The sequence below is a fragment of the Parvimonas micra genome, assembly GCF_021300775.1.
In the GTDB taxonomy this organism is placed as follows: domain Bacteria; phylum Bacillota; class Clostridia; order Tissierellales; family Peptoniphilaceae; genus Parvimonas.
The window spans coordinates 176,553-199,869 of record NZ_JAJTJP010000003.1 but is presented as its reverse complement, the minus strand read 5'-3'; the positions used below and the strand labels follow the sequence as shown (position 1 = coordinate 199,869).

Sequence of the window (23,317 nt, the reverse complement as noted above, 5' to 3'; positions counted from 1 at the left end):
TTGGATATGTTTCCAACTACAAGTGTGGATATTTTCCCCTTAACCATAGGGGTTGAGAACGCAGTTTTGATAGCTATCAAGGCAACTCGAAACATGTTGAAGCCCTAACCCTGCTATCACGCAATTAGCAAAGCTACCATATTCAATTGCAGCTCCATGCGGTATGATTGGTGCGTCTAACTTTTTTGAACTGTCCGTTGCAGTTGCTATATCTCTATTTGGTCTATCATCAGGAGCCACGTTAACAACTGTAGTAGGTGTTCTAGTTGAGGTTCCTGTTATGTTATCTTTGGTAAAGTTTGCCAATTCTATGGAAAATAAATTTAATCGTTAAATATGACCTGAATCCGTGAAGTTTAAAATCTAAATTTTACGAAAATGTCTACAATACCATGGCTTATTAAAAGTTTTATATTTTATTACAATTAACCTTTAAGGCGAAGTCAAATCATGATATATTAGTCCTTTAAATAAATGGCTTCGAAAGAGAAAGAGCTGCAGTAGAAGTTTCTACAAATGTTCAAGATGAACAAACTACTTATGTTAAAGGAAAAGAAATTGGAAGAAACGATCCATGTCCTTGCGGAAGTGGTAAAAAATATAAAAAATGTTGTGGAAAAAATAAATAGATAAGATAGAGCAAATATTAAATATTTGCTCTTTTTTATTAATAATTTTTTTTGTATTAATATAAAAACTATATGTGTAATTTAATACATAAATTTAGATATTATTTTGAAAATATGATATAATATTTAGTGTATTAAGGGATTAAATATAAATCAATTTCTTAAAGAATAAAACATTTTTATATAGATAAAATATTGTATGTAGAATTAAGAGTAAAGTTATTATGCTCTTTTCTGCTAATAGAAAGGAAATATATGTCAAGAAGAAAGAAAAAATATATAGAGGGAATAATTGAAAAAGTTAATTTTCCAAATATGTCTGAATTTACTTTTGAAGATAGAAAAGTAAATTTTAAAGGTGGAATTGAAGGACAAAAAGTTTCTGTAATTGTCGGGAGAAAAAGAGAAAAACATATGGAAGCAAAACTTTTAGAAATTTTAGAAAAAAGTCCACTTGAAACAAATCCAACTTGCCCAAACTATTTGGAATGTGGTGGTTGTAGCTATCAAAGCGTTTCTTACGATTATGAGCTTAAACTAAAACAAAGACAGATAAAAGAACTTTTTGAAGATGTATATTCAGAAGAACCTGAAATTTTTGAAAGTCCATTAAAAACTGCATATAGAAATAAAATGGAATATACATTTGCTGATATGTATAAAGATAGCCCAGTAATGCTTGGAATGCATAAGAAGAATAGATTTTACGAAGTTGTAGATACAAAGGAATGTAACCTAGTACATAGAGATTTTGAAATAATTAGAAACGGAATTATCGACTTTGTAAGAGAAAAAAATCTTCTATTTGTAAAAAAGAGAACTCATGAAGGGCTATTAAGACATTTAATCATTCGTTATTCACTAACAACTGGTGAAATAATGGTTAATATCGTAACTACAACACAAAGTGAATTTGATAAAAAAAGTTTTGTAGATATGCTTTTGGACTTAAAATTAGAAGGAAACATAAAATCAATCGTGCATACAGAAAACGACTCACTAGCAGATGCAGTTGTTCCGGAAAAAATAAATATAATTTTTGGAGAAGAATACATAACAGAAAAACTATTTGACTTGGAATTTAAAGTAACACCATTTTCATTCTTCCAACCAAATGTATTTGGAGCAATAAATCTGTACTCAAAAGCAATTGAACTCTGTGGAGATATAGAAAACAAAGTAGTCTTTGACCTATATTCAGGAACGGGAACAATAGGACAAATTGTAGCAAGAAAAGCAAAAGCAGTCTATGGAATTGAAATCGTAGAAGAGGCAGTCGAAAGTGCAAACAAATCTGCAAAAGAAAACGGACTAACAAATTGTACCTTCATTGCAGGAGACGTCTTAGAAGAAATTGAAAATAGAAAAGAAATGGTAGATGTAATAATCGTAGATCCACCAAGAGACGGAATAAACCAAAAAGCGTTGGAAAAAATAATCTCCTGTGGTGCAAAAACAATGGTTTATATTTCTTGCAATCCAAAAACACAAAAAAGAGACGTACAAGTTCTAATTGAAAATGGCTACGAACTAAAAACATTAAAAATCTTTAACCAATTTCCAAGAACAGTACATGTGGAGACTATAGCGTTGCTACAAAAAGAGGAATCGTGAAAATCCTCCATTTTAGGCAGTTTTACAAGCATTTCGTCTTCGTAGAAGATGCTGATGGAGGAAGAAAAAAGATCCTAAAAAATTATGCCGATGTGAATGTTTGTATTGATATGGTGTGTGGAGACACAAAGACTGATTTTGAAAGAGAGGACTAAGTAATGTTAAGATGGATCATCAAGATACTTTTGTTTCCAATCAGCCTGCTATTAAGTATCCTAATAGCTTTTCTGACTTTTTTACTTAGTATAGGAACAGTCTTACTATACTTTCTCATGATATTATGCGTGGTTGGAGCGATAGCTTCATTTATCCAAAATAAAACTATATTGGGCATAGAAGCATTGTTTTTAGGATTTTTGTTTAGTCCCTATGGGATTCCGATGCTTGGTGCAAGTATTATTGCATTTCTTCATGTGGTCAACAAAGGGATAAAATCAATCTAAAATATTTCATCAATGGTGGCAAAAGACGATGGTAACAACTGTCGTCTTTTTTCTTTGTGAATTTTAGGAAGAAGGGAGGGAGAAAATGGACTTTGACTATTTCTATAACAGGGAAGCAGAGGGTTTTAATTTTTTGAAAGTGCCGGAAATATTAGTGGAAGGAGAGGAGTTTCAAGGGCTGTCCGCAGAAGCTATTTTGCTCTATGCCATGCTCCTAAAAAGGGCAGGTATGTCTTATAAGAACAATTGGCTGGATAAGCAGAATAGAGTTTTTATTTACTTTACCGTGGAAGAAATCATGAAGAAAAGGCATTTATCGAAACCTACTGCGATTAAGCTTTTAGATGAATTAGATAAAAAGAATGGAATAGGATTGATAGAAAGAGTCAGAGTTGGTCTTGGAAAGCCTAACATTATCTATGTAAAAGACTTTTTAAGCATGGTACAAGAAAAATCAGTAGTACAGAAGTTCAAACCTTTAACTTCTGAGGTAAAAAATATTGACTTAAGAAGTAAAGAAAATGAACTTCAAGATGTAAAAAGTCTTAACTCTAACTATATAGATAGGAGTAATAGTAATAATAGAAAGAGAGAATATAGTTTTCCGGCAAATGGACTTGGAAGCTTTCAAAATGTCTTTTTACAAGAGAATGACAGAGCTGAATTGGAGCTTCTGCTTAATGGCCAGCTAAACAACTATATTGAACGGTTGTCGGCATATCTTAAGAGTAGTGGGAAGACTTATAAAGACCATAAAGCAACTATCCTTTCCTGGTTTTATAAAGATCAGGGAAATAGGAGGGGAATAAAAGCTTCCAATATTCCCAGTTTGGAAGAATACGATAAAGGAGAGCATTTATAATGAGCGAAATAAAAAAAATCTGGATTGAGGGCGTGGAGTATTCCTACGATGAAAATGAAGAATATGAAAAGGACGGACATATTTACTGTAAGACTTGCCATGAAAGAAAAGACGGGAAGATTTTGGAGTTCTTTGGTGGAAAGATGATCTGCCGTATAGCCTGTCATTGCGACAAACAGAGAGAGGAAAAAGAAGTAGAGAGACAGAAGCAATTGGAAATAGAACGTCTCAAGAGTAGTTGTTTTAGTTCCAGAGCTGAATGGGAGTACAGCTTTGAGAATTATCAAGGAGAAGAAAATCAAAGTCTTCTTATTGCCAAGAACTTCGTGAAGGATTATGAGCAAATGAAGAAAGAAAATGTAGGACTTCTTTTTTATGGTTCTGTTGGAAGCGGAAAGACTTATCTTGCCTGTTCTATTGCCAACGCTTTAATAGAGCAGTATCAAATTACGGTGAAGATTCGGAATTTTTCGCAGATTATGAATGAAATGCAAAAATGTGGTTTTGACTTTGATAAGAATGCCTATATTGAATCTTTGGTTAATACTTCCGTACTGATTTTAGATGACCTGGGAATTGAAAGGGACACAAGCTATGCTAAGGAACAGGTGTACAACATTGTGAACAGCCGGTACTTAAGAAGGAAGCCGACCATATTTACCACGAATCTATCTTATGACACTATTCAAAACTGTATTGAAAGTGTGGAGTATCAAAGAATTTACTCAAGAATTATAGAGATGTGTATTCCGATTATGGTTGTGGGGCAGGACTACAGGAAACAAATTCAAAAAGAGAAGCTTTCTCGAAACAAAGAGCGATTATTGAGCGGAGGTGAAAGAACATGATCAATGAAGAAGTATCCGATAAAACCCTTAACTTAGAAATAAAGGCAGCTAAAATCACTGCAAAACTGATTATTCAGCAGATAAAGAAATTACTAAAAGAAGCTAAAAAATTTGGGGGAATGGAGAAATTTGTCGGCGAAAAGGGTAATGAAGTGAAGCTTAAGGACTTGGTTCAGAAAGGACAGCTAGAAGAAATTGCCATTGGAGAAACAGAGCTTAAAAGTCTGAAAAAAGAATTGAACAAATATGGTGTTAAGTTTTCTGTTATGAAAGATAAGAAGACAAAGCAGTATTCCCTATTTTTTCAAGCAAAAGATGTAAAAATTATGGACAAGGCATTTAAAAAGGTCCTGGCAGACTTGGAGAAAAAAACGGAAAGAAAGGAGTCCATCCATAAGAACCTTGAGAAGTTCAAAGAAATGGTGAAGAACATTATTTTCAAAGATAAAATCAAGAATAAGCAGAAGGAGCAAAGCCTATGATTGAGAAGATACTAAAGGATATCAGAGGCTTATTTAAGGTGCAGGATAAGGCAATGTTTGCAAAGCAAAATATTCCCTATCTTGCATTTTTCTATTTAGGGAATATTTTTTCTCATCATATCAGAAGTTATACCGGCGGTGATGTGATAGATAAAATCTTTCAAGGATTATTGGAGCTTAACAGAATGAGCTTTTTCCCAAGTCTTTATCTTATTGACATTTTCATGGGAATAGGGACAGCAGTTTTAATCAAATTTATTGTCTATACCAAAGGCAAAAATGCAAAAAAGTTTAGACAGGGGAAAGAGTACGGATCAGCTCGCTGGGGAAATAGGAAAGACATTGAGCCATACATGGACGAAAAATTTCAAAACAATATATTGCTTACCAAAACAGAGAGATTAAGCATGAATGGAAGACCAAGCAATCCAAAGTATGCAAGAAATAAAAATGTTCTTGTGATTGGTGGATCAGGATCCGGGAAGACAAGGTTTTATGTTAAGCCTAATCTTATGCAAATGCATTCTTCCTATTGCGTAACAGACCCTAAAGGGACGATAGTTCTTGAGTGTGGCAAAATGCTGGAAGATAATGGGTATGAAATTCGAATATTAAATACCATTAACTTCAAAAAAAGTATGAAATACAATCCTTTTAGCTATATCCATTCAGAAAAAGATATTCTGAAATTGGTGCAGACCATTATTGCCAATACCAAAGGGGAAGGAGAAAAGGCAGGGGAAGATTTCTGGGTGAAAGCCGAGAAGCTTTATTATACGGCTCTGATTGCCTATATCTACTATGAAGCGCCGAAAGAAGAAAAGAATTTTGCAACACTGCTGGACATGATAGATGCTTCAGAAGTCAGAGAAGACGATGAAAATTATAAAAATCCGATAGACAGGCTTTTTGAGGCATTGGAAAAGAAAGAACCAAGACATTTTGCTGTAAAGCAATACAAGAAATACAAGCTTGCAGCCGGGAAAACAGCAAAGTCCATTCTTATCTCTTGTGGAGCAAGACTTGCCCCCTTCGATATTCAAGAACTAAGGGACTTAATGAGCGAAGATGAATTGGAGCTGGATTGCATTGGAGATAGAAAAACAGCACTATTTGTCATTATCTCTGATACAGATGATACCTTTAACTTTGTGGTCTCCATTATGTACTCTCAGCTTTTTAATCTTCTATGTGACAAGGCAGATGATGTCTATGGAGGACGATTACCTGTTCATGTCAGGTTTCTCCTAGATGAGTTTGCAAATATCGGCTTAATCCCAAAGTTTGAGAAGCTTATAGCCACAATTCGTTCCAGAGAAATTTCTGCAAGTATTATTCTACAGGCACAATCTCAGCTGAAAGCTATTTACAAGGATAATGCGGATACGATTATTGGAAACTGCGATAGTACTTTATTCCTGGGAGGGAAGGAAAAGACTACATTAAAAGAACTTTCAGAAACTTTGGGAAAGGAAACCATTGACTTATACAATATCTCGGAAACCAAGTCCAATCAGAACAGCTTTGCCATGAACTATCAAAAGACCGGAAAAGATCTAATGAGCCAAGACGAGATAACAGTGATGGATGGTGGAAAATGTATCTTTCAGCTTAGAGGTGTCAGACCTTTTTTCTCGGATAAATTCGACATCACAAAGCATAAGAACTATAAGTTCTTAGAAGATTATGACAAGAAGAATGTGTTTGATATTGAAGAATATATAAAGAGAAAAGGTAAGGTTAAGCTTAATAGAAATACGGTAATTACAAGATTGTAAGATTTACTGTTATAACTATATGGTCGAGGGTATATTTGATATAATAGAGCTAGATAAATTTGAATTTGCGAGATGATTAGTATAATGGAAAATTAGAAGTAGCAGAAACAATTCAAAAAGTATGGAGGTATAGTATGTGTGGAATTTATACCGATTTATAAAATAATAAATTTACAAAACATAGATTGGAGGCAATAATGGATTATGTAATTAGAGAATTAAAGCAGAATGAAATTAATTTATTGGATACTTTTCTATATGAAGCTATTTTTATTCCTGAAGGAGTACAAGCTCCATCCAAAGATATTATAGAACATCCCGATTTACAAATATATGTTGCTGATTTTGGCAAGAAAGATGATTTATGTTATGTGGCGGATTTTGATGGAAAGGTAGTAGGAGCTGTATGGACTCGTATCATCAATGATTATTGATGACACAACACCCTCTCTTTCCATTTCTCTCCTCAAGGAATATAGGAATTTGGGAATTGGAACTGAACTTATGAAACAAATTCTTTTGACATTGAAAGAGAGAGAATATAAGCAAGTTTCATTATCGGTTCAAAAGATAAACTATGCAGTGAGTATGTATAAAAAAGTAGGTTTTGAAGTTGTTCGTGAAAATGAAGAGGACTATGTTATGTTTTGTAAACTTTAGTTTATGGTAACTCCGGGTTTGTAGATTTAAAAAATAAATTTGCCGGTTTGATAAATTTTATTTCCCACTCGTTTGGACTAATAAATAATGAATAGATGAATAGTTAATATTTAGAGGAGAATGCTGAAGATGATAATAAAAAATGAAATTCCTATACTTGAATATGACAATTTTTCTATAGAGGTAATTAAACCAAATCATGGTTGCGAGGAGTTGAAACTTCCGGAAAAGTGTGTGTTTGCTTTCTTAGGAGACTGCGTAGATGAATTCGCAATGAATAGTAATGCAATAATTGCCGAAGAATTTGAAAATTGCTGTAGAACTACAAATATATATGTGATTGAGTATAAAGGGCAAAGAATATGTCTTGTCCGTCCTAATATTGGTGCACCTGCGTCCGTACAGCTTTTGGACAGGCTGATTGCTTGTGGTTGTAAGAAAATAATTGCAACAGGTTCTTGTGGGGTTCTGAGGGATATAAAAGAAAATGCATTCCTTATTCCTACAAAAGCATTGAGAGATGAGGGAACATCATTCCATTATTTACCACCATCACGATATATTGAAATCGACCGGAAAATGATTGGTGAAATTAAGGATGTTTTTGAAAAATTAGACATACCATTTGAAGAGTGCATAACTTGGACAACAGATGGTTTTTTTAGGGAAACACGGGAAATGGTTCAGTATAGATTAAGTGAAGGCTGCTCTGCTGTCGAAATGGAATGTGCTGCACTTGCTGCGTGTTCACAAAAAAGAGGAGCATCATTTGGTCAATTCTTTTTTACTGCGGATTCGCTTGCAAGTGTTACTGAACATGATGAAAGGAATTGGGGAATTTCGTCACACTCTAGAGCATTACACCTTGCTTTGAATTTAATATGCAATATATAAAAAAGATACTCCATTTTATTGAGATAATAATTGAAGGAAAAATTGTAATTTTATCTATGTAAAAACTATGACAAATTTGAATTTACCGAGGTAACATAGAATGAAAAAGATGAGAGCAATAGTGGAAAAAGGGCGCTCAGGTGTTCCAAGACCGTTGTTTTTGATTTTGATGACCATTTTTCTTCTGACTGGTTGTTTGGTAAATACTGCCGGTTCAGTGCAAGAGGTCGAGAGCTATCATCAGATCGATCAAGATATGGCAAAGCAGATGATGACCCGGGATGACGGGCATGTGATTGTAGATGCCCGCAGGCAAGATGAATACGATGCAGGCCATATTCCTGGCGCAATTCTAATTCCAAATGAGAGCATTGAAGCGGAGCGGCCGGAAGAACTCCCGGATCTGGATCAGATCATCCTGATTTACTGCCGAAGCGGGAACAGATCCAAGCAAGCAGCGCAAAAGTTTGCGGACATGGGATATACCAACATCTACGAATTCGGCGGAATCAACACCTGGTCCGGAGAGATCGTGACAGGAGAAACTACTATGGAGATACCGGAGAATATGAAAACAATCTATCTTGCAGGCGGCTGCTTCTGGGGAACGCAGAAGTTCTTTGATCAGTTTGTCGGCGTAATCCGAACAGAAGCAGGTTATGCAAACGGACCTGACGAAGCTCCGACCTATCAGGACGTCTGTAACAGCAGCGGGCATGCCGAGACAGTGCGGGTCGACTATGACCCTGCTGTAATTTCCCTGACTGATTTGCTGAATTACTATTTCATGGTGATCGATCCGCTCTCTGTAAACAAACAGGGCAATGACCGAGGCATCCAGTACCGGACGGGGATCTATTATACGGAAGAAGACCAGCTTCCGGAGATCGAAGCGGTTTATCGGGCGGAGGAAAAGAAAGCCGGAGCAAGGCTTGCTGTTGAACTGCTTCCGTTGGAAAACTTCTTCCCCGCAGAAGAGTATCACCAGAAGTATCTGGACAAGAATCCCGGCGGCTACTGCCATATCCCGCGCAGTTACTTTGATCTTCAGCAAAACAGCGCAGAAGAATCTGCAGATGAACTTCGGGTGCGGATTGGCGATTTGGCCTTTGAGGTCACACAGCACGCCGCCACGGAGTACGCCTTCACCGGCGAGTATGACGACTTCTTTGAAAAGGGCCTTTATGTCGACATTGTCAGCGGCGAACCGCTCTTTACATCCATGGACAAGTATAGTATAATTCCGGGTGTGGCTGGCCGGCGTTCACCAGGCCGATCGCGGAAGATGCTGTCACTGAGGCCGTGGACACTTCACATGGTATGGTCCGGACGGAAGTGCGCAGCAGCGGCGCGGATTCCCATCTGGGTCACGTGTTCAACGATGGTCCCCGCGAGTCCGGCGGGCTGCGTTATTGCATCAACTCGGCAGCTCTTAGATTCATTCCCTACGATGAACTGGAAGAACAAGGGTATGGGGAGTATCGGAAGCTCTTTGAGTAAGAATAATCAAAAATCAATACAAGGAGGCATATAGCAATGGAAGAAAAAAGAATCTATGAAATGGACATGGTAAAACAAGAAGACAAAAAAGCTGCAAAGAGAACACCTTTTTACCAAACAGAATCTACAGGAGGGTCAGTGTGGGTGATTAAACCGGGACAAACCTTGCAGAAGCACCGTCACCACAATTCTGATGATATCTGGATCATTTTACAGGGAGAAGGAATATTCTATCCCGAACCGGATAAAGAGATTCCCTTAAAAAAAGGACAGGTTATCGTTTCTCCTAAAGGTGCATGTCACGGCGCAATGAACACAGGAACAGAGGATATAGTTTTTGTGAGTATCGTTGCACCGGTTCCGGCAGATTATGATCCTATAGGCGAATGAAATACATTTTTTTGAATGTGTTTTGATAAATTCAAGTTTGTTGAACTGAAAAATTGAATACTAAATGCGTAAGACGATAGAAAAGAAAAAAATCTATCGTCTTTTTTCATGCCTATTTTCAATTTATATTGCGATCAATAAATAGGGGAAACTCACTAATTAGCGAACTAGTATTTCAAGTACCTTTCACTAATATATACACGACAAAATGCTAATTCCCTTAAATATGTTAAAGACAATAAAGGAGATAAGATGATAAGGATCAGAAGTCCCACTAAGAAAAAACTAAATAGTAAGAGTATCAGCGATTGGAAAAGTAATACTTCTGGTCGCTTTTTTTATTGAAATGAAAAGGAGAAATTTAAAAAGATGAAACAAGAAATGATTAACATCAACGCCAACTTATTGGCGGAACCTACTTTCTCAAACTTTGAAAAAGACGGAGAAACGGTAGAAGTTGCAAATTTTACGCTTGTAAAAAAGTACGGTAAGGGTAAGGAGTATATCAACTGTGCAGCTTATGGAGAAAAGACAGAAATAGCAAAAGCCTTTGAGAAAGGCGATTTGATTCATATCTTCGGCTACTTTAAGAAGCGTGAAAAAGAGGGAAAGACTTACAAAAACTTTGTAGTGAAGTCATATAACAAGATTGAAAAGAAGGAAGAAAACGAGGAGGAATAAATATGGATTTTTTTGTTCAGGCAGTCAATGTATTACAGATTTTGGTTATGGCAGTAGGAGCCGGACTTGGAGCCTGGGGAGTCATTAACCTTATGGAGTGATATGGCAATGTGTTAACGGCACAAAAAATGGAAAAAAATATTGTCCGCATAGCAAAGGTATAGAAGAAGAGGCTATTGAAAAGGCGTTTATGGAGAGCTACCGACAAGTTTGCTATAATAATGTGGAGATTACGAATGAATTCTTGAAAACGGTAGAAGAAGAGTTGAAAGATAATAGCTTGGCTAAAGAATTAAAAAAAGTTAGCAATCAACTTGAAAAGGTACTAAAAAAAGAAAAGGATTTAGTTGAGCTTAGGCTTACTGATGCTATCAGCTTAGATGTTTATCAGGATAAATATAATGAACTTGCTACGAGCAAAGAAAAACTGCTTGAAGAAAAAAGAGCATTGGAAGTAACTTTGACTGATGAAAAAGCTTTGAAGACAAGACTTGAGGGATTTAAGAAGTTATTGGAAGCTAATAAATATCTCGAAGAGTTTGATAGGACTGTATTTGAAAGTATTGTGGATAAAATCATAGTAGGAGGAATCAATCAAGATGGAGAAATTGACCCTGCATTGATTACAATCATCTATAAGACAGGAAAAAAAGATTCGCAAAATGGGCAGTTATTTAAGGTAAAAAGAAAAAATGCAAAAGCAGTTGATGAACCGGACAATAAATTGTATCCTCAATCAGGCAACGAGATAGAAACAATGTGTTCCTATCCTAGCAACCACACATGTGGAGACGGTAGTTCTGATGTCAAAAACACAGAAGTGAAAGTTTAGAAAAAAGCTTAAAATCAAAGAAATCTAGGAGATGAAACGCCTGTAACTAAAATAACTTTTTTATTTGACATAATGATTTCATCTTTATTTCATTTGATTTATGAGACTATTTTACAAAACAGAAACCGACAAGTAAATGACAAAAGAAGTCAAGGTGTTGACAATTCGCGCCACATTAAGTTATTTAAGAATCTCATTGTATTTCATTGCCATTTTTGTTATAATAAATTATACTATCTAAAATAGAAAGGACTTAAGATGACAACTCTTATTAAACATAAACGTGTAGAATTTTCAGAACTTTTTTATGACCTAGTTTTTGTTTTTGCAATTTCGAAAGTAACTACTTTAATTGACCATCTTCATAACGGTATTTTGACTTGGAATTCTTTCCTTGATTTTTTCATGGCTGTCTTGGTTCTCACCGATTCCTGGATGATTCAAACCGTTTATACCAATCGCTATGGAAAGAACTCTTTATTTAACATAGTAATCATGTTTATCAAAATGGGACTTTTACTCTTTATAGCCAATATGATGGGACCTGATTGGCAACAATATTTTAATTATCTCTGTTGGGCTATTGGTACATTAACCCTTACCTTATTTTTTCAATATTTGGTTGAGTTTTTTAGAAAATCAACCGATGATGTTAATCGGGAAAGTATCAAAGATTTTCTATGGATAACAGGTCTAGGAAGTTTAGGAGTCTATCTAGCAGCTCTTCTTCCTATTTACGTTGGAGTCTATACCTTATTTGCTAGTATTCTGCTAACATTTATTATGCCAATTATCTTGCTTAGTAAAGATGAGCATTACCAGGTAAATTTCCCCCATTTAATCGAGCGCCTCTCCCTTCTTGTCATTATTACGTTTGGAGAGATGATTATGGAGCTAACTGACTTCTTTACAATCGAGAATTTCTCGATTTATTCGGTTCTTTATTTCATTATTACGCTTTCTCTGTTCTTGTTTTATTTTGGTCAATTCGACCATGCTATTGATGAAAAATCTAGTCAAAAGGGACTATTTCTAGTTTACAGTCACTATCCTATTTTCATTGGACTTATTATGATGACTGTTTCGATGAGTTTTCTTCTGAATCCTGAAGTTAATCGTCTCTTTGCAACCAGTTTCTATTATATCGGATTTGGCCTCTTTCAAGCTGCTGTCCTAGCAAATGGGCCCTATAACAAACACTATCTTAGCTATTCGAAAAGTTACTACTGTGTCCAAGCGACACTCTATCTGGCTGCCTTGATTCTCTCTTTAATCTTTGCTTCTAATCCTATAATAGTAGCGAGTATAACAACCATTTTAGCTCTAGCTATAGCCACTCATTTTATTTATTTTTATGTGACACAGAATAAAAAATATTCCAAATCTAACTGGGGGTTATTTTAATGAGATTATAACATAAAAAAAGCTTTGGGAACCAAGGCTTTTTTTGGCTCTTTGTCAACTGTAGTGGGTTGAATAAAAGCTAACTCCTGGAGAGGGCTATCGTTGTCCTTTCCAGGCTTATATTCAGAAGAACCTGAAATATTTGAAAGTCCATTAAAAACTGCATATAGAAACAAAATGGAATATACATTTGCTGATATGTATAAAGATAGTCCAAAAAGCATTAGAAAAAATAATCTCCTGTGGGGCAAAAACAATCGTCTACATCTCTTACAATCCAAAAACACAAAAAAGAGACGTACAAGTTCTAATCAAAAACGGCTACTAACTGAAAACATTAAATTTCTTCAACCAATTTCCAAAAACGGTACATGTTGAGACGGTATCACTGCTTGTACGAGCTGAACTATCAGCGAAGTAGAAGCAGATGTTCCACCCATGCGATAGGACTCGTAGAATGAGGAGGGGCACCGACGAGATGATACGGTAAGTCCGAACCGCTGAGTGTGTAGGTTTGCTGGTAAAAGTGTAAAAATCTTGTAACGAAAGAGATTACAAAAAGCATTGATATCAAGGCTTTTTGTCGTATGATGGGGAAGTATTAAAGTGACCTCTCATATATTTTACTAGATTTGATAACTTTTTTGAGATGGATTCTATTTCCATAAACACTGTGGGGATGTTTTTGTTATCAAAGATAAGAAGTTGATAGGAATGAATGCGTCACCTCTTATTTATGAAACTTAGCCAATAATTGGTCTTGGGAAATTTGTAAAAGTTGTTGATGAATTTCTTAATATAGCTTGAGTTTTAATTTTTAGGACATTAAGAATAAAATTATGATTGTTTATTTGAAAATTTCATGATATAATAAGATTGATATATTGAATCTTCTGTTTTCGGGGATAGGGGTTCGACTCCCCTCCTCATCATTTGCTGCTAACCGATGTATCAGACTCCTCTACCTTATTTCTGTTAGTCACACAAGTGGCTGTAGAAATAATTATAGACTTAGTAAGTGATTGCTTATTCAATGTATTGAATGTAATGGAGGGCAAGATTATGGTAACAATAATTTCGCAGGGTTCAAAATTTCTAATGTGTCTCGTCGCAGCGGTGAGGAGCTTCGGTAGCATTTATGCAGAGCTAGCAAGATACTACAAAAGAGTATTGCAAATAGTGGAATACTCTTTTGTAGTGTTATATAGATTGGGATTATATTTTGACAGATACTTTTTTAAATGTGCTAAAAAGTGAGTATTTTAGTCCTGATATAAGAGATGTGATGTTTTCGCAAGCTGAACCTTTGATGTTTTTAATATGAGAAGGATAGATTAATACAGTATTTTAATGTTTCGAGAATTTTTTTAGAAAACGAAAAATTACAACTTTTTCAGGAGGTTTTCCTGGAGCGGGGCAATAAGTAGTTTTGGCGATGAGTTTGATAGACTTACAAGAATATAATATCAAAGCAAATGATGAAATTCAAAGCATTTGTGATTTGTTTGCGAATGATCCGAATGTAATAGTTGTTCCTATTCATGGATGCTCTAATGATGTATTTAGAACAATTTTGGATAGATTTCCTGTACTGAATATTATCCATTTAGCGGACCATACATATACGAAACATGACGGGGAGATATTACTTTCTTTTGTAGATTCAAACATTACTTTTATAAAATTTAGTAATTGAATTTCTAACCATAGATTTTATTGTTCATTTCTTAACTGTTGTTCAACTTTAGAATTCGAATTGTATTCACGTTTACAAAATTCAAACTTTTCTATTTTTCATAGAGGGAAAGTTGAATCGAGCATAGCATATGAGTTTTCGGAACATTTCTATAAAGTGATTTCAAGTAGTGGAGATTTTAATCATGCCTGGCAACTAGCTGTTGAAAATTGTACTGAGGCCCCCTTGAATTACGTCATTTGTTAATATGTTTAGTTATATAGGAGGTAGATACTGATATGGCTAGTAGCACTGAGAGGATTGGCATACATAATTGTGGATTAATTGCAGAAAAAAATAGTTGGATGTTTAGAGAGCAGCCAGTTAATGATATAGGTATAGATGCTCATATGGAATTTGTTGTAGATGGTAAACCAAGACAACACCTTGCATTACAAATCAAGTCAGGCCCAAGTTGGTTTAGGGAGAAAAAAGATAACTGCATTATTTTTAGGAACATAAATGAGAGACAGTATAAATATTGGACGATGAATTCTCTTCCGTGTATAATTGTTCTGTTTAATCCTGATGATGATATGTGTATCTGGCAAGAGTTAACTCCTAAAACAATTGAAAAAACTAAAGAGGGAGGAGGCAAAGGATATTATGTGAAAGTTCCTATAAATCAAGTTTTTTTGGATAAACAATCAAATAACCACCTTCTTTCCTATACGAATTTACCGCAACATATTCAAAATTATAACTTTCTACTATCTCAGAAAAAATTTATGGAAATTATACAAACTGGAGGTGAAGTTAAACTACATTCAACAGAGTGGGTTAATAAGTCTAGTGGTAAAGGTGATACTAAGTTAATTGTTAATGATGGTCAAGAAACTAAAGAGTATGCCTATCCTTATTGGTTTCCGTTTACACCGTATACCGATGTTTTTCCTAGATTATTTCCATGGGCAGATTTTTCTGTTGATGAAGAATTTCTTGAAGAAAGTGATTATGAATTATGGCAACAACTTCATTGTTGTTATGATAGAGAAATGGATGATTGGATTGTTGTAGGAGACACATTTGAGCAATTCCGCTCCAAATTAGACTCGATGCGCTACGTTGACCGTGCTGGTGAAGTTGCAGAATATATGTTTGTTCTCAGTTTGAATGAATTGGGAAAATCGTTCTTAGAGGTAGAGCAATTTATATCTGAAACTAGACCATATGCCAAAGCAAGACCAGAATCAAAAGATGAATAAAGGAGCATAACTATGAAAAAGCTTAAACTTAATAGTGGTATGAAATCAGAAAAAACTATAGATGGATATAGACTAAATCCTACTGAGAAGTATGTAATTAATTTGGAAGATGAAATGGAATTTGCAATATCGACAATGCAAGCAATTAAAATATTTGGGTTTCCCCCAGCATTTAAAAATTGGCATGCTTGGCTATTTGAGAATGGTTTTAGTATGGAAACACCAAATCCAACAAATGAGTTTGTAGCAAAATTCTATGGAGTTGAACCCCTTTGGAAAACGCCATATTCAATGGGGATAGTTGTAAAAGCAGAGGAAGATGATGATTACTACATTGTTATGGAATGCAGTAGTAAAAATACAGGTTTCAAACACACTCAGATTCTTCTTACTATGGGTGGTTGTATGTGAGTGGAATCGTTCCATAATATAATTTCAAACTCTGACTATTCTGTATCGTGTTATAATATAGAAGTTTGCTAGCATCACATGTTGAGATGGTAGTTATGATATCAAAAGCACAGAAGTGAAAGGTTAGAAAAAAACTTAAAATCAAAGAAATCTAGGAATTGAAGCATATGATTTTGATTTCAGGAATCTTCTTGTTAATGATTTATGAGAAGTCATCCAGCAAAAAATTGTAGTATGCTTGAGTTACAAAATGTAAACGGATGTATACCTGGTGCCACAAAGATTGGATCATATTGGGCTATTTCTGCAGACGCTGAGAAACCAAACGATAAAAGAATTAAGAGTGGTAAATATATAAAGAAAAGTGATATTAATGAATAGAAGAGCTTTTATTAAGACTCTAAAAGAAGTAATAAAGAAATCTTAGCAACTGCACTTGAACATGAATTTGTAGCAAAGTTTGCTAAGAGCTTGTGGAGTTATATAATGGGAATTATTTTTATACGAAGACAAATTTGAATTTGTTGTTGAATTAATGAGGAAGACAAGAAATAAAAAAGTTCAAATCAATACAATAATAAAAATTAAATATAAACTTAGAGAGTGAGGAATATTTTGCGCTTATTAACATTGAATATTAATATGTTTAACTATCTAATCGACAATAGTTTTTATGATTATTTACATGAAATAAATCCAGATATAGCAATTATACAAGAGGCTAGATTCAATAGATTAAAGGAAACAGCGTATTCAACGGTATTTCCTAATGGATATGATAAAGATAAGATTAAATCTACAATTCGCCTAACTGTAGCATTTTGCAAAGAAGACTGGAAAAGAGATGATAGTTTTGATTTTGTAGGGTACAACTATTCGCATATAAGATTAAAGAAGAATACATGCTTAATATTAGGTGTACATACTCCTAAAATAGAAAAAAATGAATTGAAATATTTCGAGCAATTTTATAGTGCTGATATAATATGTGGTGATTTTAATACGAGTTCTAAAAATACGGAATCCTCAAATTATAAACTTTATCAAAAATTAATTGATAAGGGTTACTGCAATTTATGGGAAACAGCTTTGTGTAATAAAAAAGCTTATTATTGTAATTACAAAGGTAAAAAATTGCAAGCTGACAAAGATGGATTTTTTAGAACCTTTTCGGGCAATACACATATTGATTATGTATTGGGAAAGTCTAATTTGGAAATCAAGGAAATAATAATTGATTATAGAACATTGGCTTTTACAGATCATACTAGTATTATTATTGATGTTGAAGAGAATAAATGTTACTAACCATTTTAATGAGCAGTTTATTAGATTGCCAAATCCCAGTTTGTCGAGCTAATACCTTTTAACGATAACATTATGCTATCGTTAAAAAGTATGTGGATATGTTCCCACATACGAACGCAACTACTTGACATACTTGGTGTTCACTCGTTCCATGTTGAGACGGTGGCGCTTATATTCAAGAAATAAAGCCGTTTTCAATGATTATAAGGGTTTAGTTTATACACTTTGTCCACCATTTGTCCACGGTTATTTTATCCGTGGACAAGTTTTTATAATTTGACCACGTCTGCTAATATATCTATACTTTATGCTTGTAAATTAAGTGTATTATGGGTATAGGCAAAGGTCTGTTCAATATCCTCAATCATTGTCTTCTTTGTTTTCTTTTACAACATCATTTTGTGAATCTTTTTCAGAGAGTATTTGATCGATATACTTTTTAATGTTTTTATAAAAATCCTTGGACGTCTCACTGTCTAAATTTGTCAAATTATGGACTTGATTGACTTTCAATTGAACAGATTGAATTCCGTAAGAGGCTTGTTTTTGATGAATCGTTTCTAATTCTTCTTCTGAAATCGGATCTCCAGCAACCATCAAGACCAATTCATTGTTCCTTGACTTGTAGACTTGACTAATGACCGTATAATTGGCGAACTCTTTTTTTACAAACTGTTTGATTCCTTCTTTTCGCGCTTGATCTATCGTCAGAGTGACTACTGAATAGCTGGCAGGAAGAATCAATAATACAATCAAGGATATCAACCCAATTCTCATTTTAATGTTTAGCTCTTTAAATGAACTTAAGGGAGATTTTTTCATCAAAATTCTTGTTCCAACAATGTTGGTTAGCATAATAAAGACACAGTTGATCAAGAAAAGATAGAGAGCTCCAAATAAAAATTGTACATTTCCATTAGCTAAACCATAGCCTGCAGTACAGATAGGTGGCATCAGAGCTGTTGCAATGGCTACTCCGGGTACGATATTGTTTGCTTCTTTTTTCCTTGACCCAATTACACCTGCTATCCCACCAGCAATAGCAATGAGAACATCCCAAATGGTTGGAGAAGTTCGTGCAATCAATTCGCTACTTTTATAAGATAAGGGAGAAATCCAAAAATACAGAGTCGATACAACCAAACTGACCAATACTTGAGTTAATAAAACCTCTAGAGATTGCTTGATTAAACGCTTATCAAAAATAGCTAAACCGAATCCCAGTCCAATAATCGGGGTCATAAGAGGGGAAATCAGCATGGCTCCAATAACGACAGCTGTTGAATTCATATTTAGACCAATAGAGGCAATAAAAATCGAGCACATCAAAATCACTGTATCTGTTGATCGAACATGAAGGTCATCATATAATTTTTCACGGTATTCACGTGTTGAATAATTTTCGTTCATTGTTTACTCCTATTCTTTCATATAATTTTATTTCTGCCTGGATGATGGTAGAGAAACTGTTGTCCAAACTCTCACATTTTTAATGCTCACCTGTCATTCTTTTAAAATTTTCATTTCAATATCCATCAGTCCATCCTTGGCATTAAATTAAATATTTTACAGTTTTTCTCTGAAGAAATCAATTAGGTTTGTGTCAAGTACTCGTTGGCAAATTTCCTTAGCTTTCAATAATAAAATAAAACTGTATGATTGGGAAGGGGGCAACTCCTTCTTTTTTTACTATTGCCAATGATAATTATATACTAACAAGTCATTTATGTAAAGGTTTTTAAAAGTACTCCTTTTAAGATTGGACAACTTAGTGCAAAGTAAAATTCTTACATTAAAAAGACTAGTAAAAGGAGTCTTTTATGTCAAAATATAGTTCGTTAGCAAAAGAAATTGTTTAAAATTTTGGAGGCCCAGAAAATGTGAAATCTCTAAGGCATTGTGCAACTCGTCTTCGTTGTGAATTGAAGGATGAAGGTAAGGCTGATAAGAAAGCTTTGTTAGCTTTAGATATCTTACAAGTTATTCAAGCCATCGTCCAGTATCAAGTTGTCATTGGCTCTCATGTTGGTTCTGTTTATGAAGATATTATGAAAAAATTTCCAGCTATCGGTTCTGATAATCCATCAAGTGAGGATGTATCTACTGAGAAGAAAAAGAGGTAAGATGAAGTTTTCGGTACTATTTCTGGAAGTTTTATACCTTTAATTCCAGTTTTTTGTGGGACTGGTCTTGTCAAGGCTTTGGCGGTATTACTGATGATTATTCTGGTGTATTCATATTCCAATCAATAATCATTTTTCCAATATAAGTTTTTATGATTTCCTCTTTGGTTTCAAAATTACGATAGAAAGACACACGATTAACCTGTGCTTTATCTGTAATATCACTGATAGAGATTTGATTCATCTCTTTTTCATTCAATAGTACAATAGTTGCTTGAATAATCTGTTCTCTGACATAGGTGTTTCGTTCAAGATTTCCCATTCTCATGATGTTACATTTCCTCCTGTTTGTATCATTTTTCTTAGATGCTTGAATTTGTGAAATGATTGTGCTATATTTACTATGTAATTATGATACAATCGTTACACCGATACTGTCAATGAAATTATATCTGAGGTAACTTTTAGGAGTTTCTCTGATAATAATAGAATTATCATTTTATTGACAGCGGGACAGGATGGTTCACAGGACTTTTGCCTTGAATTTTTGAAACATGAGCTAAGTGTGAGGCATAAATTTCCACGAAATTTAGCGTATGTTTTTACGATTGACGAGGAAAGTTCGTTGTTCGTAAATTTTTACACGACTGAATTTTATAAAATATCGAATCATAATTTTCAAATAGAGTCTAGCCAACGATTTCCTATATTTGAAAATGACGGGGTTTCAAACATATGGAAGATTAACAATTCTTATGGTGTATTCTCTACAACGGAAGAAAGATGGTTTGTGTTTCATTTAAAGACATTGGATTTCATTGATGAAATGGTACTAGATAAATGCCAAGGGGAATACTTTTGGGTAGACACACTGTTTCAGACAAGCAATCAATTGATTTTTAGATGCTATCATTACAATGAAGGAACAAAAGAAGTTGAATACATTATTGTGGAAAATAATTGTTTAGAGAGTATGATTAAAAACAAACTAAGGAAAGTTTAGGAGGGCTATCGATGTATATATTGGAATTATATCAAAATAATTATTCAAAAGATTTGGTAGCATTTGATTCTTTAGAAGAAGGAAAAGAATTTGTATCTAAAATACCTGGATATACCAGAGAAAAAGAAGATAATATAGAATATGAATATTTTAATCCTAAAAACATACCAGATTATATGGAAATTGTTTATAATGAAAATATTGTACCACTATCCAGATTTATGTTTGACTCTGAAGATAACGTTGAAATAATTTGGAAAGAAGTTTCTAATTTATCAGTAACAAAAAATAAAGTTATAGAAGGGTCTGCAAAAATTGATGCCTATGTAATTAACAACGAAGAAGTTAAAGCTTATATTGAAGAAAGAGAAACTAAATACAATATGATAAAAGAATTATTAGAAACAAATGGCTATGAAATAGATAGAAGCTTTTTCGGAAGTGAAGATGGCGAAGCAATTTTATACAGAAAAAAAGAAACTACAGACTGGCACTTTCTATGCCACTTAGACCCAGGATTTCTAGATATAGATGATTTAGAGGGATATGTTAAGGAAATAATAGAGGATTTTTAAAGGAGTACATATGAAAAAGATAGAAGGTTCACCTAAGAATTTAAAACAGTTATTACAAAATACAAAGTATTCTATTCATTACTATCAGCGTGAATATATGTGGCAGAGGAAACATATAGAAGAACTGATAGACGACTTAACACAGGAGTTTTTGGATTCGTATACACACGGTGATACAAGACAAGCTGTAGCTGACTATGGGGCTTATTTTATGGGTTCTATTGTATTAGCTGGTAGAGAAAATGCAATTATTGATGGACAACAGAGATTATCTTCTCTAACATTACTTTTAATCTACTTGAATAATCGTTTGAAGTTAATAGGTCAGAGTTATAATATGATTGAAACAATGATTTTTTCAGAGTCGTTTGGATCTAAATCTTTCAATATAAATGTTGAGGATCGTCAAGATTGTATGGATGCAATTTTTAATGATATAGATTTTGATGCAAAAGAAGCTAGCGAGTCAGTACGCAATTTGTATGGTAGATATCAAGAAATTCAGGATATCTTTCCTGAAACAATTGAAGATGATATGCTATTGCATTTCTGTGATTGGATAGCAGAAAAAGTTTTTTTTATTGAGATTGTAGCGTCTACAGAACAAGATGCTCATAAAGTCTTTGTAACAATGAATGACCGTGGATTAAGCCTTACTTCAACAGAAATGCTCAAGGGATATGTCCTTTCTGAGATTAAATCTGATTCAGAACGAGAAAAAATGAATTTTATTTGGAAGGAAAAAATTCGTTCTCTAAAGAATGATGATGATAAAGGTGATGAAATATTCATTAAGGCTTGGCTTAGAGCTCAGTTTGCAGATACAATTCGTGAAACTAAGGCAGGTGCTATAAATAAGGACTTCGACCTTATAGGGGGTTCCTTTCACAAATGGGTACAGGATGAGAAAGAAAAGCTTGGATTAATAGAGCCTTCAGATTATGAACTATTTATAAAAAAATTCGCTAAATTTGCTGAAGTATATAAGTATATCCGTAATGCAGAAATGAATTTTGTTGAAGAAAACAAGTATATTTATTATAATGCACAGGTAAACTTCACCCTTCAGTCACAGTTACTATTAGCGCCTGTATGCTATGAAGATGATAGGTCGACTATTATTGAAAAAATGAATTTGGTCGCAAGATTTATAGATGTATTGATTGTATCTAGAGTTGCCAATTATCGTTCTGTAGATTACAGTACAATTAAGAATTTTGTATTCAATATCACTAAAGATATTCGTAGAACGGATATTCCTACACTCAAGCAAAAGCTTGAAAAGCATTATATAAATCTTGAATTTAATCCTAGTGCTAATTTTAAAGATTTAAGACTTAATAGTTTCACAAAGAAGTACATTAAAAATATACTTGCTCGTGTAACTAGCTATATTGAGGAACAGACTGGTGTTGCATCAAATTATTGTAATTACATGAACACAAAAACAAAGAATCCTTATGAAATTGAACATATAATTTCAGACCACTATGATTGGTTCACTAGTGAGTATTCTGACAATGAAGATTTCAAACGTTGGAGAAATAATATCGGTGCATTGTTGCTTTTACACAAGAGTATTAATGCAAGTTTAAATGATGCAAAGTATGAATACAAGCTGAAAAAATATTGTTCAAACGAAGGTAATATTTATACAGAGTCACTTGGAGATTTAGCATATCAAAATAATCCTAAGTTCAAGAAATTTATAGCAGATAAAGGATTAAAATTTAAACCTTATACTAAGTTTGGTAAACAGGAGATTTTGGAAAGAATAGATGTACTTACAGAACTGGTAAAACTTGTATGGAACGATGATATGTTCAAATAATTTTAATAGATGGAAAAATATATTATTTTATTACCGAAAAAATATAATTAAAAATATACTAAAAAAATAATTTATATCTTGGTAATATTTATTGCTAAAAGAGTTAATT

The 23,317-nt window shown here is 33.9% G+C and carries 22 protein-coding genes and 6 pseudogenes; 25 read left to right on the top strand and 3 right to left on the bottom strand.

Annotated elements, in window-relative coordinates; all coding sequences use genetic code 11:
* Window positions 1–130: 130 nt before the first annotated feature.
* The 17 genes and pseudogenes from LW893_RS06190 to LW893_RS06115 all read left to right on the top strand — a co-directional run.
* Window positions 131–334: pseudogene (locus LW893_RS06190) on the top strand (arsenical-resistance protein); the annotation flags it as partial.
* A gap of 205 nt (window positions 335–539) precedes the next feature.
* Window positions 540–629 (top strand): annotated as a pseudogene (locus tag LW893_RS07200) (SEC-C metal-binding domain-containing protein); the annotation flags it as partial.
* Window positions 630–884: 255 nt separating this feature from the next.
* Window positions 885–2,243 carry a 23S rRNA (uracil(1939)-C(5))-methyltransferase RlmD gene (gene rlmD / locus LW893_RS06185; protein ID WP_233056424.1) on the top strand — a complete coding sequence of 453 codons (1,359 nt, stop codon included), beginning with the start codon at window positions 885–887 and terminating at the stop codon, window positions 2,241–2,243.
* Between the two features lie 158 nt (window positions 2,244–2,401).
* Entirely contained in the window at window positions 2,402–2,686 is a 285-nt protein-coding gene (locus LW893_RS06180; RefSeq protein ID WP_036597513.1) for a CD1845 family protein, read from the top strand.
* An 85-nt stretch (window positions 2,687–2,771) separates the two neighbouring features.
* On the top strand, window positions 2,772–3,548 hold the full coding sequence (locus LW893_RS06175) for a replication initiator protein A (protein ID WP_233056423.1): 777 nt from the start codon (window positions 2,772–2,774) through the stop codon (window positions 3,546–3,548).
* Window positions 3,548–4,396: an ATP-binding protein gene (locus tag LW893_RS06170; RefSeq protein WP_269836909.1), complete on the top strand. Its 849-nt coding sequence runs from the start codon at window positions 3,548–3,550 to the stop codon at window positions 4,394–4,396. Before LW893_RS06175 ends, LW893_RS06170 begins: the two co-directional genes overlap by 1 nt.
* Window positions 4,393–4,878, top strand: coding sequence for a PcfB family protein (locus tag LW893_RS06165; protein WP_009427731.1), 486 nt, complete (start codon window positions 4,393–4,395; stop codon window positions 4,876–4,878). The genes LW893_RS06170 and LW893_RS06165 overlap by 4 nt, the downstream gene beginning before the upstream one ends.
* On the top strand, window positions 4,875–6,656 hold the full coding sequence (locus LW893_RS06160; RefSeq protein WP_233056422.1) for a VirD4-like conjugal transfer protein, CD1115 family: 1,782 nt from the start codon (window positions 4,875–4,877) through the stop codon (window positions 6,654–6,656). Before LW893_RS06165 ends, LW893_RS06160 begins: the two co-directional genes overlap by 4 nt.
* A 197-nt stretch (window positions 6,657–6,853) precedes the next feature.
* Window positions 6,854–7,316 (top strand): annotated as a pseudogene (locus LW893_RS07195) (GNAT family N-acetyltransferase).
* Between the two features lie 129 nt (window positions 7,317–7,445).
* Entirely contained in the window at window positions 7,446–8,210 is a 765-nt protein-coding gene (locus tag LW893_RS06150) for a nucleoside phosphorylase (RefSeq protein WP_009221188.1), read from the top strand.
* A 100-nt stretch (window positions 8,211–8,310) separates the two neighbouring features.
* Window positions 8,311–9,390, top strand: a pseudogene (gene msrA / locus LW893_RS06145) (peptide-methionine (S)-S-oxide reductase MsrA); the annotation flags it as partial.
* 95 nt (window positions 9,391–9,485) lie between these two features.
* Complete coding sequence (locus LW893_RS06140; RefSeq protein ID WP_233056582.1) at window positions 9,486–9,710, top strand: peptide-methionine (R)-S-oxide reductase; 225 nt, start codon at window positions 9,486–9,488, stop codon at window positions 9,708–9,710.
* Between the two features lie 36 nt (window positions 9,711–9,746).
* Entirely contained in the window at window positions 9,747–10,100 is a 354-nt protein-coding gene (locus LW893_RS06135) for a cupin domain-containing protein (RefSeq protein ID WP_233056421.1), read from the top strand.
* 369 nt (window positions 10,101–10,469) lie between these two features.
* Entirely contained in the window at window positions 10,470–10,781 is a 312-nt protein-coding gene (locus tag LW893_RS06130; protein ID WP_007593624.1) for a single-stranded DNA-binding protein, read from the top strand.
* Between the two features lie 2 nt (window positions 10,782–10,783).
* Window positions 10,784–10,879 (top strand): annotated as a pseudogene (locus LW893_RS06125) (Maff2 family mobile element protein); the annotation flags it as partial.
* 92 nt (window positions 10,880–10,971) lie between these two features.
* Window positions 10,972–11,613 carry a hypothetical protein gene (locus LW893_RS06120; protein WP_233056420.1) on the top strand — a complete coding sequence of 214 codons (642 nt, stop codon included), beginning with the start codon at window positions 10,972–10,974 and terminating at the stop codon, window positions 11,611–11,613.
* 258 nt (window positions 11,614–11,871) lie between these two features.
* Window positions 11,872–13,017 carry a low temperature requirement protein A gene (locus LW893_RS06115; RefSeq protein ID WP_233056419.1) on the top strand — a complete coding sequence of 382 codons (1,146 nt, stop codon included), beginning with the start codon at window positions 11,872–11,874 and terminating at the stop codon, window positions 13,015–13,017.
* A gap of 5 nt (window positions 13,018–13,022) precedes the next feature.
* Here the strand turns inward: LW893_RS06115 and LW893_RS06110 are convergent, their stop codons facing one another.
* Window positions 13,023–13,241 (bottom strand): hypothetical protein, encoded by a 219-nt coding sequence (locus LW893_RS06110; RefSeq protein WP_233056418.1) that lies wholly within the window; start codon window positions 13,239–13,241, stop codon window positions 13,023–13,025.
* Window positions 13,242–14,452: 1,211 nt separating this feature from the next.
* Between LW893_RS06110 and LW893_RS06105 the strand changes: the two genes are divergently transcribed.
* The 5 genes from LW893_RS06105 (at window position 14,453) to LW893_RS06085 (ending at window position 17,676) form a co-directional block, all read left to right on the top strand.
* Window positions 14,453–14,713 carry a hypothetical protein gene (locus LW893_RS06105; protein ID WP_233056417.1) on the top strand — a complete coding sequence of 87 codons (261 nt, stop codon included), beginning with the start codon at window positions 14,453–14,455 and terminating at the stop codon, window positions 14,711–14,713.
* 278 nt (window positions 14,714–14,991) lie between these two features.
* Window positions 14,992–15,957 (top strand): DUF4365 domain-containing protein, encoded by a 966-nt coding sequence (locus LW893_RS06100; RefSeq protein WP_233056416.1) that lies wholly within the window; start codon window positions 14,992–14,994, stop codon window positions 15,955–15,957.
* Between the two features lie 12 nt (window positions 15,958–15,969).
* Window positions 15,970–16,368 carry a hypothetical protein gene (locus LW893_RS06095; RefSeq protein ID WP_233056415.1) on the top strand — a complete coding sequence of 133 codons (399 nt, stop codon included), beginning with the start codon at window positions 15,970–15,972 and terminating at the stop codon, window positions 16,366–16,368.
* 204 nt (window positions 16,369–16,572) lie between these two features.
* Window positions 16,573–16,749 carry a hypothetical protein gene (locus tag LW893_RS06090; protein WP_233056414.1) on the top strand — a complete coding sequence of 59 codons (177 nt, stop codon included), beginning with the start codon at window positions 16,573–16,575 and terminating at the stop codon, window positions 16,747–16,749.
* Window positions 16,750–16,983: 234 nt separating this feature from the next.
* Window positions 16,984–17,676, top strand: coding sequence for an endonuclease/exonuclease/phosphatase family protein (locus LW893_RS06085; protein WP_233056413.1), 693 nt, complete (start codon window positions 16,984–16,986; stop codon window positions 17,674–17,676).
* Window positions 17,677–18,036: 360 nt separating this feature from the next.
* Here LW893_RS06085 and LW893_RS06080 read toward each other — a convergent pair whose 3' ends face one another.
* A complete protein-coding gene (locus tag LW893_RS06080) occupies window positions 18,037–19,086 on the bottom strand; it encodes a TIGR00341 family protein (RefSeq protein ID WP_233056412.1) in 1,050 nt (349 codons plus the stop codon).
* A 464-nt stretch (window positions 19,087–19,550) separates the two neighbouring features.
* Between LW893_RS06080 and LW893_RS06075 the strand changes: the two are divergent.
* Window positions 19,551–19,799, top strand: a pseudogene (locus LW893_RS06075) (PTS transporter subunit EIIB); the annotation flags it as partial.
* Between the two features lie 97 nt (window positions 19,800–19,896).
* Here LW893_RS06075 and LW893_RS06070 read toward each other — a convergent pair.
* The gene (locus LW893_RS06070; RefSeq protein ID WP_233056410.1) at window positions 19,897–20,127 is read right to left on the bottom strand and encodes a TetR/AcrR family transcriptional regulator; all 231 of its coding nucleotides are present in this window, start codon (window positions 20,125–20,127) and stop codon (window positions 19,897–19,899) included.
* Window positions 20,128–20,813: 686 nt separating this feature from the next.
* Here LW893_RS06070 and LW893_RS06065 point away from each other — a divergent pair.
* Both LW893_RS06065 and LW893_RS06060 read left to right on the top strand, forming a co-directional pair.
* Window positions 20,814–21,377: a hypothetical protein gene (locus LW893_RS06065; RefSeq protein WP_233056409.1), complete on the top strand. Its 564-nt coding sequence runs from the start codon at window positions 20,814–20,816 to the stop codon at window positions 21,375–21,377.
* A gap of 10 nt (window positions 21,378–21,387) precedes the next feature.
* Complete coding sequence (locus tag LW893_RS06060; protein ID WP_269836907.1) at window positions 21,388–23,208, top strand: DUF262 domain-containing protein; 1,821 nt, start codon at window positions 21,388–21,390, stop codon at window positions 23,206–23,208.
* Window positions 23,209–23,317 lie beyond the last annotated feature (109 nt).

Excerpts from the sequence above, each read along its gene's own strand:
- rlmD (WP_233056424.1), top strand. The coding sequence starts at position 885 with ATGTCAAGAAGAAAGAAAAAATATATAGAGGGAATAATTGAAAAAGTT.
- LW893_RS06180 (WP_036597513.1), top strand. The coding sequence starts at position 2,402 with ATGTTAAGATGGATCATCAAGATACTTTTGTTTCCAATCAGCCTGCTA.
- LW893_RS06175 (WP_233056423.1), top strand. The coding sequence starts at position 2,772 with ATGGACTTTGACTATTTCTATAACAGGGAAGCAGAGGGTTTTAATTTT.
- LW893_RS06170 (WP_269836909.1), top strand. The coding sequence starts at position 3,548 with ATGAGCGAAATAAAAAAAATCTGGATTGAGGGCGTGGAGTATTCCTAC.
- LW893_RS06165 (WP_009427731.1), top strand. The coding sequence starts at position 4,393 with ATGATCAATGAAGAAGTATCCGATAAAACCCTTAACTTAGAAATAAAG.
- LW893_RS06160 (WP_233056422.1), top strand. The coding sequence starts at position 4,875 with ATGATTGAGAAGATACTAAAGGATATCAGAGGCTTATTTAAGGTGCAG.
- LW893_RS06150 (WP_009221188.1), top strand. The coding sequence starts at position 7,446 with ATGATAATAAAAAATGAAATTCCTATACTTGAATATGACAATTTTTCT.
- LW893_RS06135 (WP_233056421.1), top strand. The coding sequence starts at position 9,747 with ATGGAAGAAAAAAGAATCTATGAAATGGACATGGTAAAACAAGAAGAC.
- LW893_RS06130 (WP_007593624.1), top strand. The coding sequence starts at position 10,470 with ATGAAACAAGAAATGATTAACATCAACGCCAACTTATTGGCGGAACCT.
- LW893_RS06120 (WP_233056420.1), top strand. The coding sequence starts at position 10,972 with ATGGAGAGCTACCGACAAGTTTGCTATAATAATGTGGAGATTACGAAT.
- LW893_RS06115 (WP_233056419.1), top strand. The coding sequence starts at position 11,872 with ATGACAACTCTTATTAAACATAAACGTGTAGAATTTTCAGAACTTTTT.
- LW893_RS06110 (WP_233056418.1), bottom strand. The coding sequence starts at position 13,241 with ATGCTTTTTGGACTATCTTTATACATATCAGCAAATGTATATTCCATT.
- LW893_RS06105 (WP_233056417.1), top strand. The coding sequence starts at position 14,453 with ATGAGTTTGATAGACTTACAAGAATATAATATCAAAGCAAATGATGAA.
- LW893_RS06100 (WP_233056416.1), top strand. The coding sequence starts at position 14,992 with ATGGCTAGTAGCACTGAGAGGATTGGCATACATAATTGTGGATTAATT.
- LW893_RS06095 (WP_233056415.1), top strand. The coding sequence starts at position 15,970 with ATGAAAAAGCTTAAACTTAATAGTGGTATGAAATCAGAAAAAACTATA.
- LW893_RS06090 (WP_233056414.1), top strand. The coding sequence starts at position 16,573 with ATGAGAAGTCATCCAGCAAAAAATTGTAGTATGCTTGAGTTACAAAAT.
- LW893_RS06080 (WP_233056412.1), bottom strand. The coding sequence starts at position 19,086 with ATGAACGAAAATTATTCAACACGTGAATACCGTGAAAAATTATATGAT.
- LW893_RS06070 (WP_233056410.1), bottom strand. The coding sequence starts at position 20,127 with ATGAGAATGGGAAATCTTGAACGAAACACCTATGTCAGAGAACAGATT.
- LW893_RS06065 (WP_233056409.1), top strand. The coding sequence starts at position 20,814 with ATGTATATATTGGAATTATATCAAAATAATTATTCAAAAGATTTGGTA.
- LW893_RS06060 (WP_269836907.1), top strand. The coding sequence starts at position 21,388 with ATGAAAAAGATAGAAGGTTCACCTAAGAATTTAAAACAGTTATTACAA.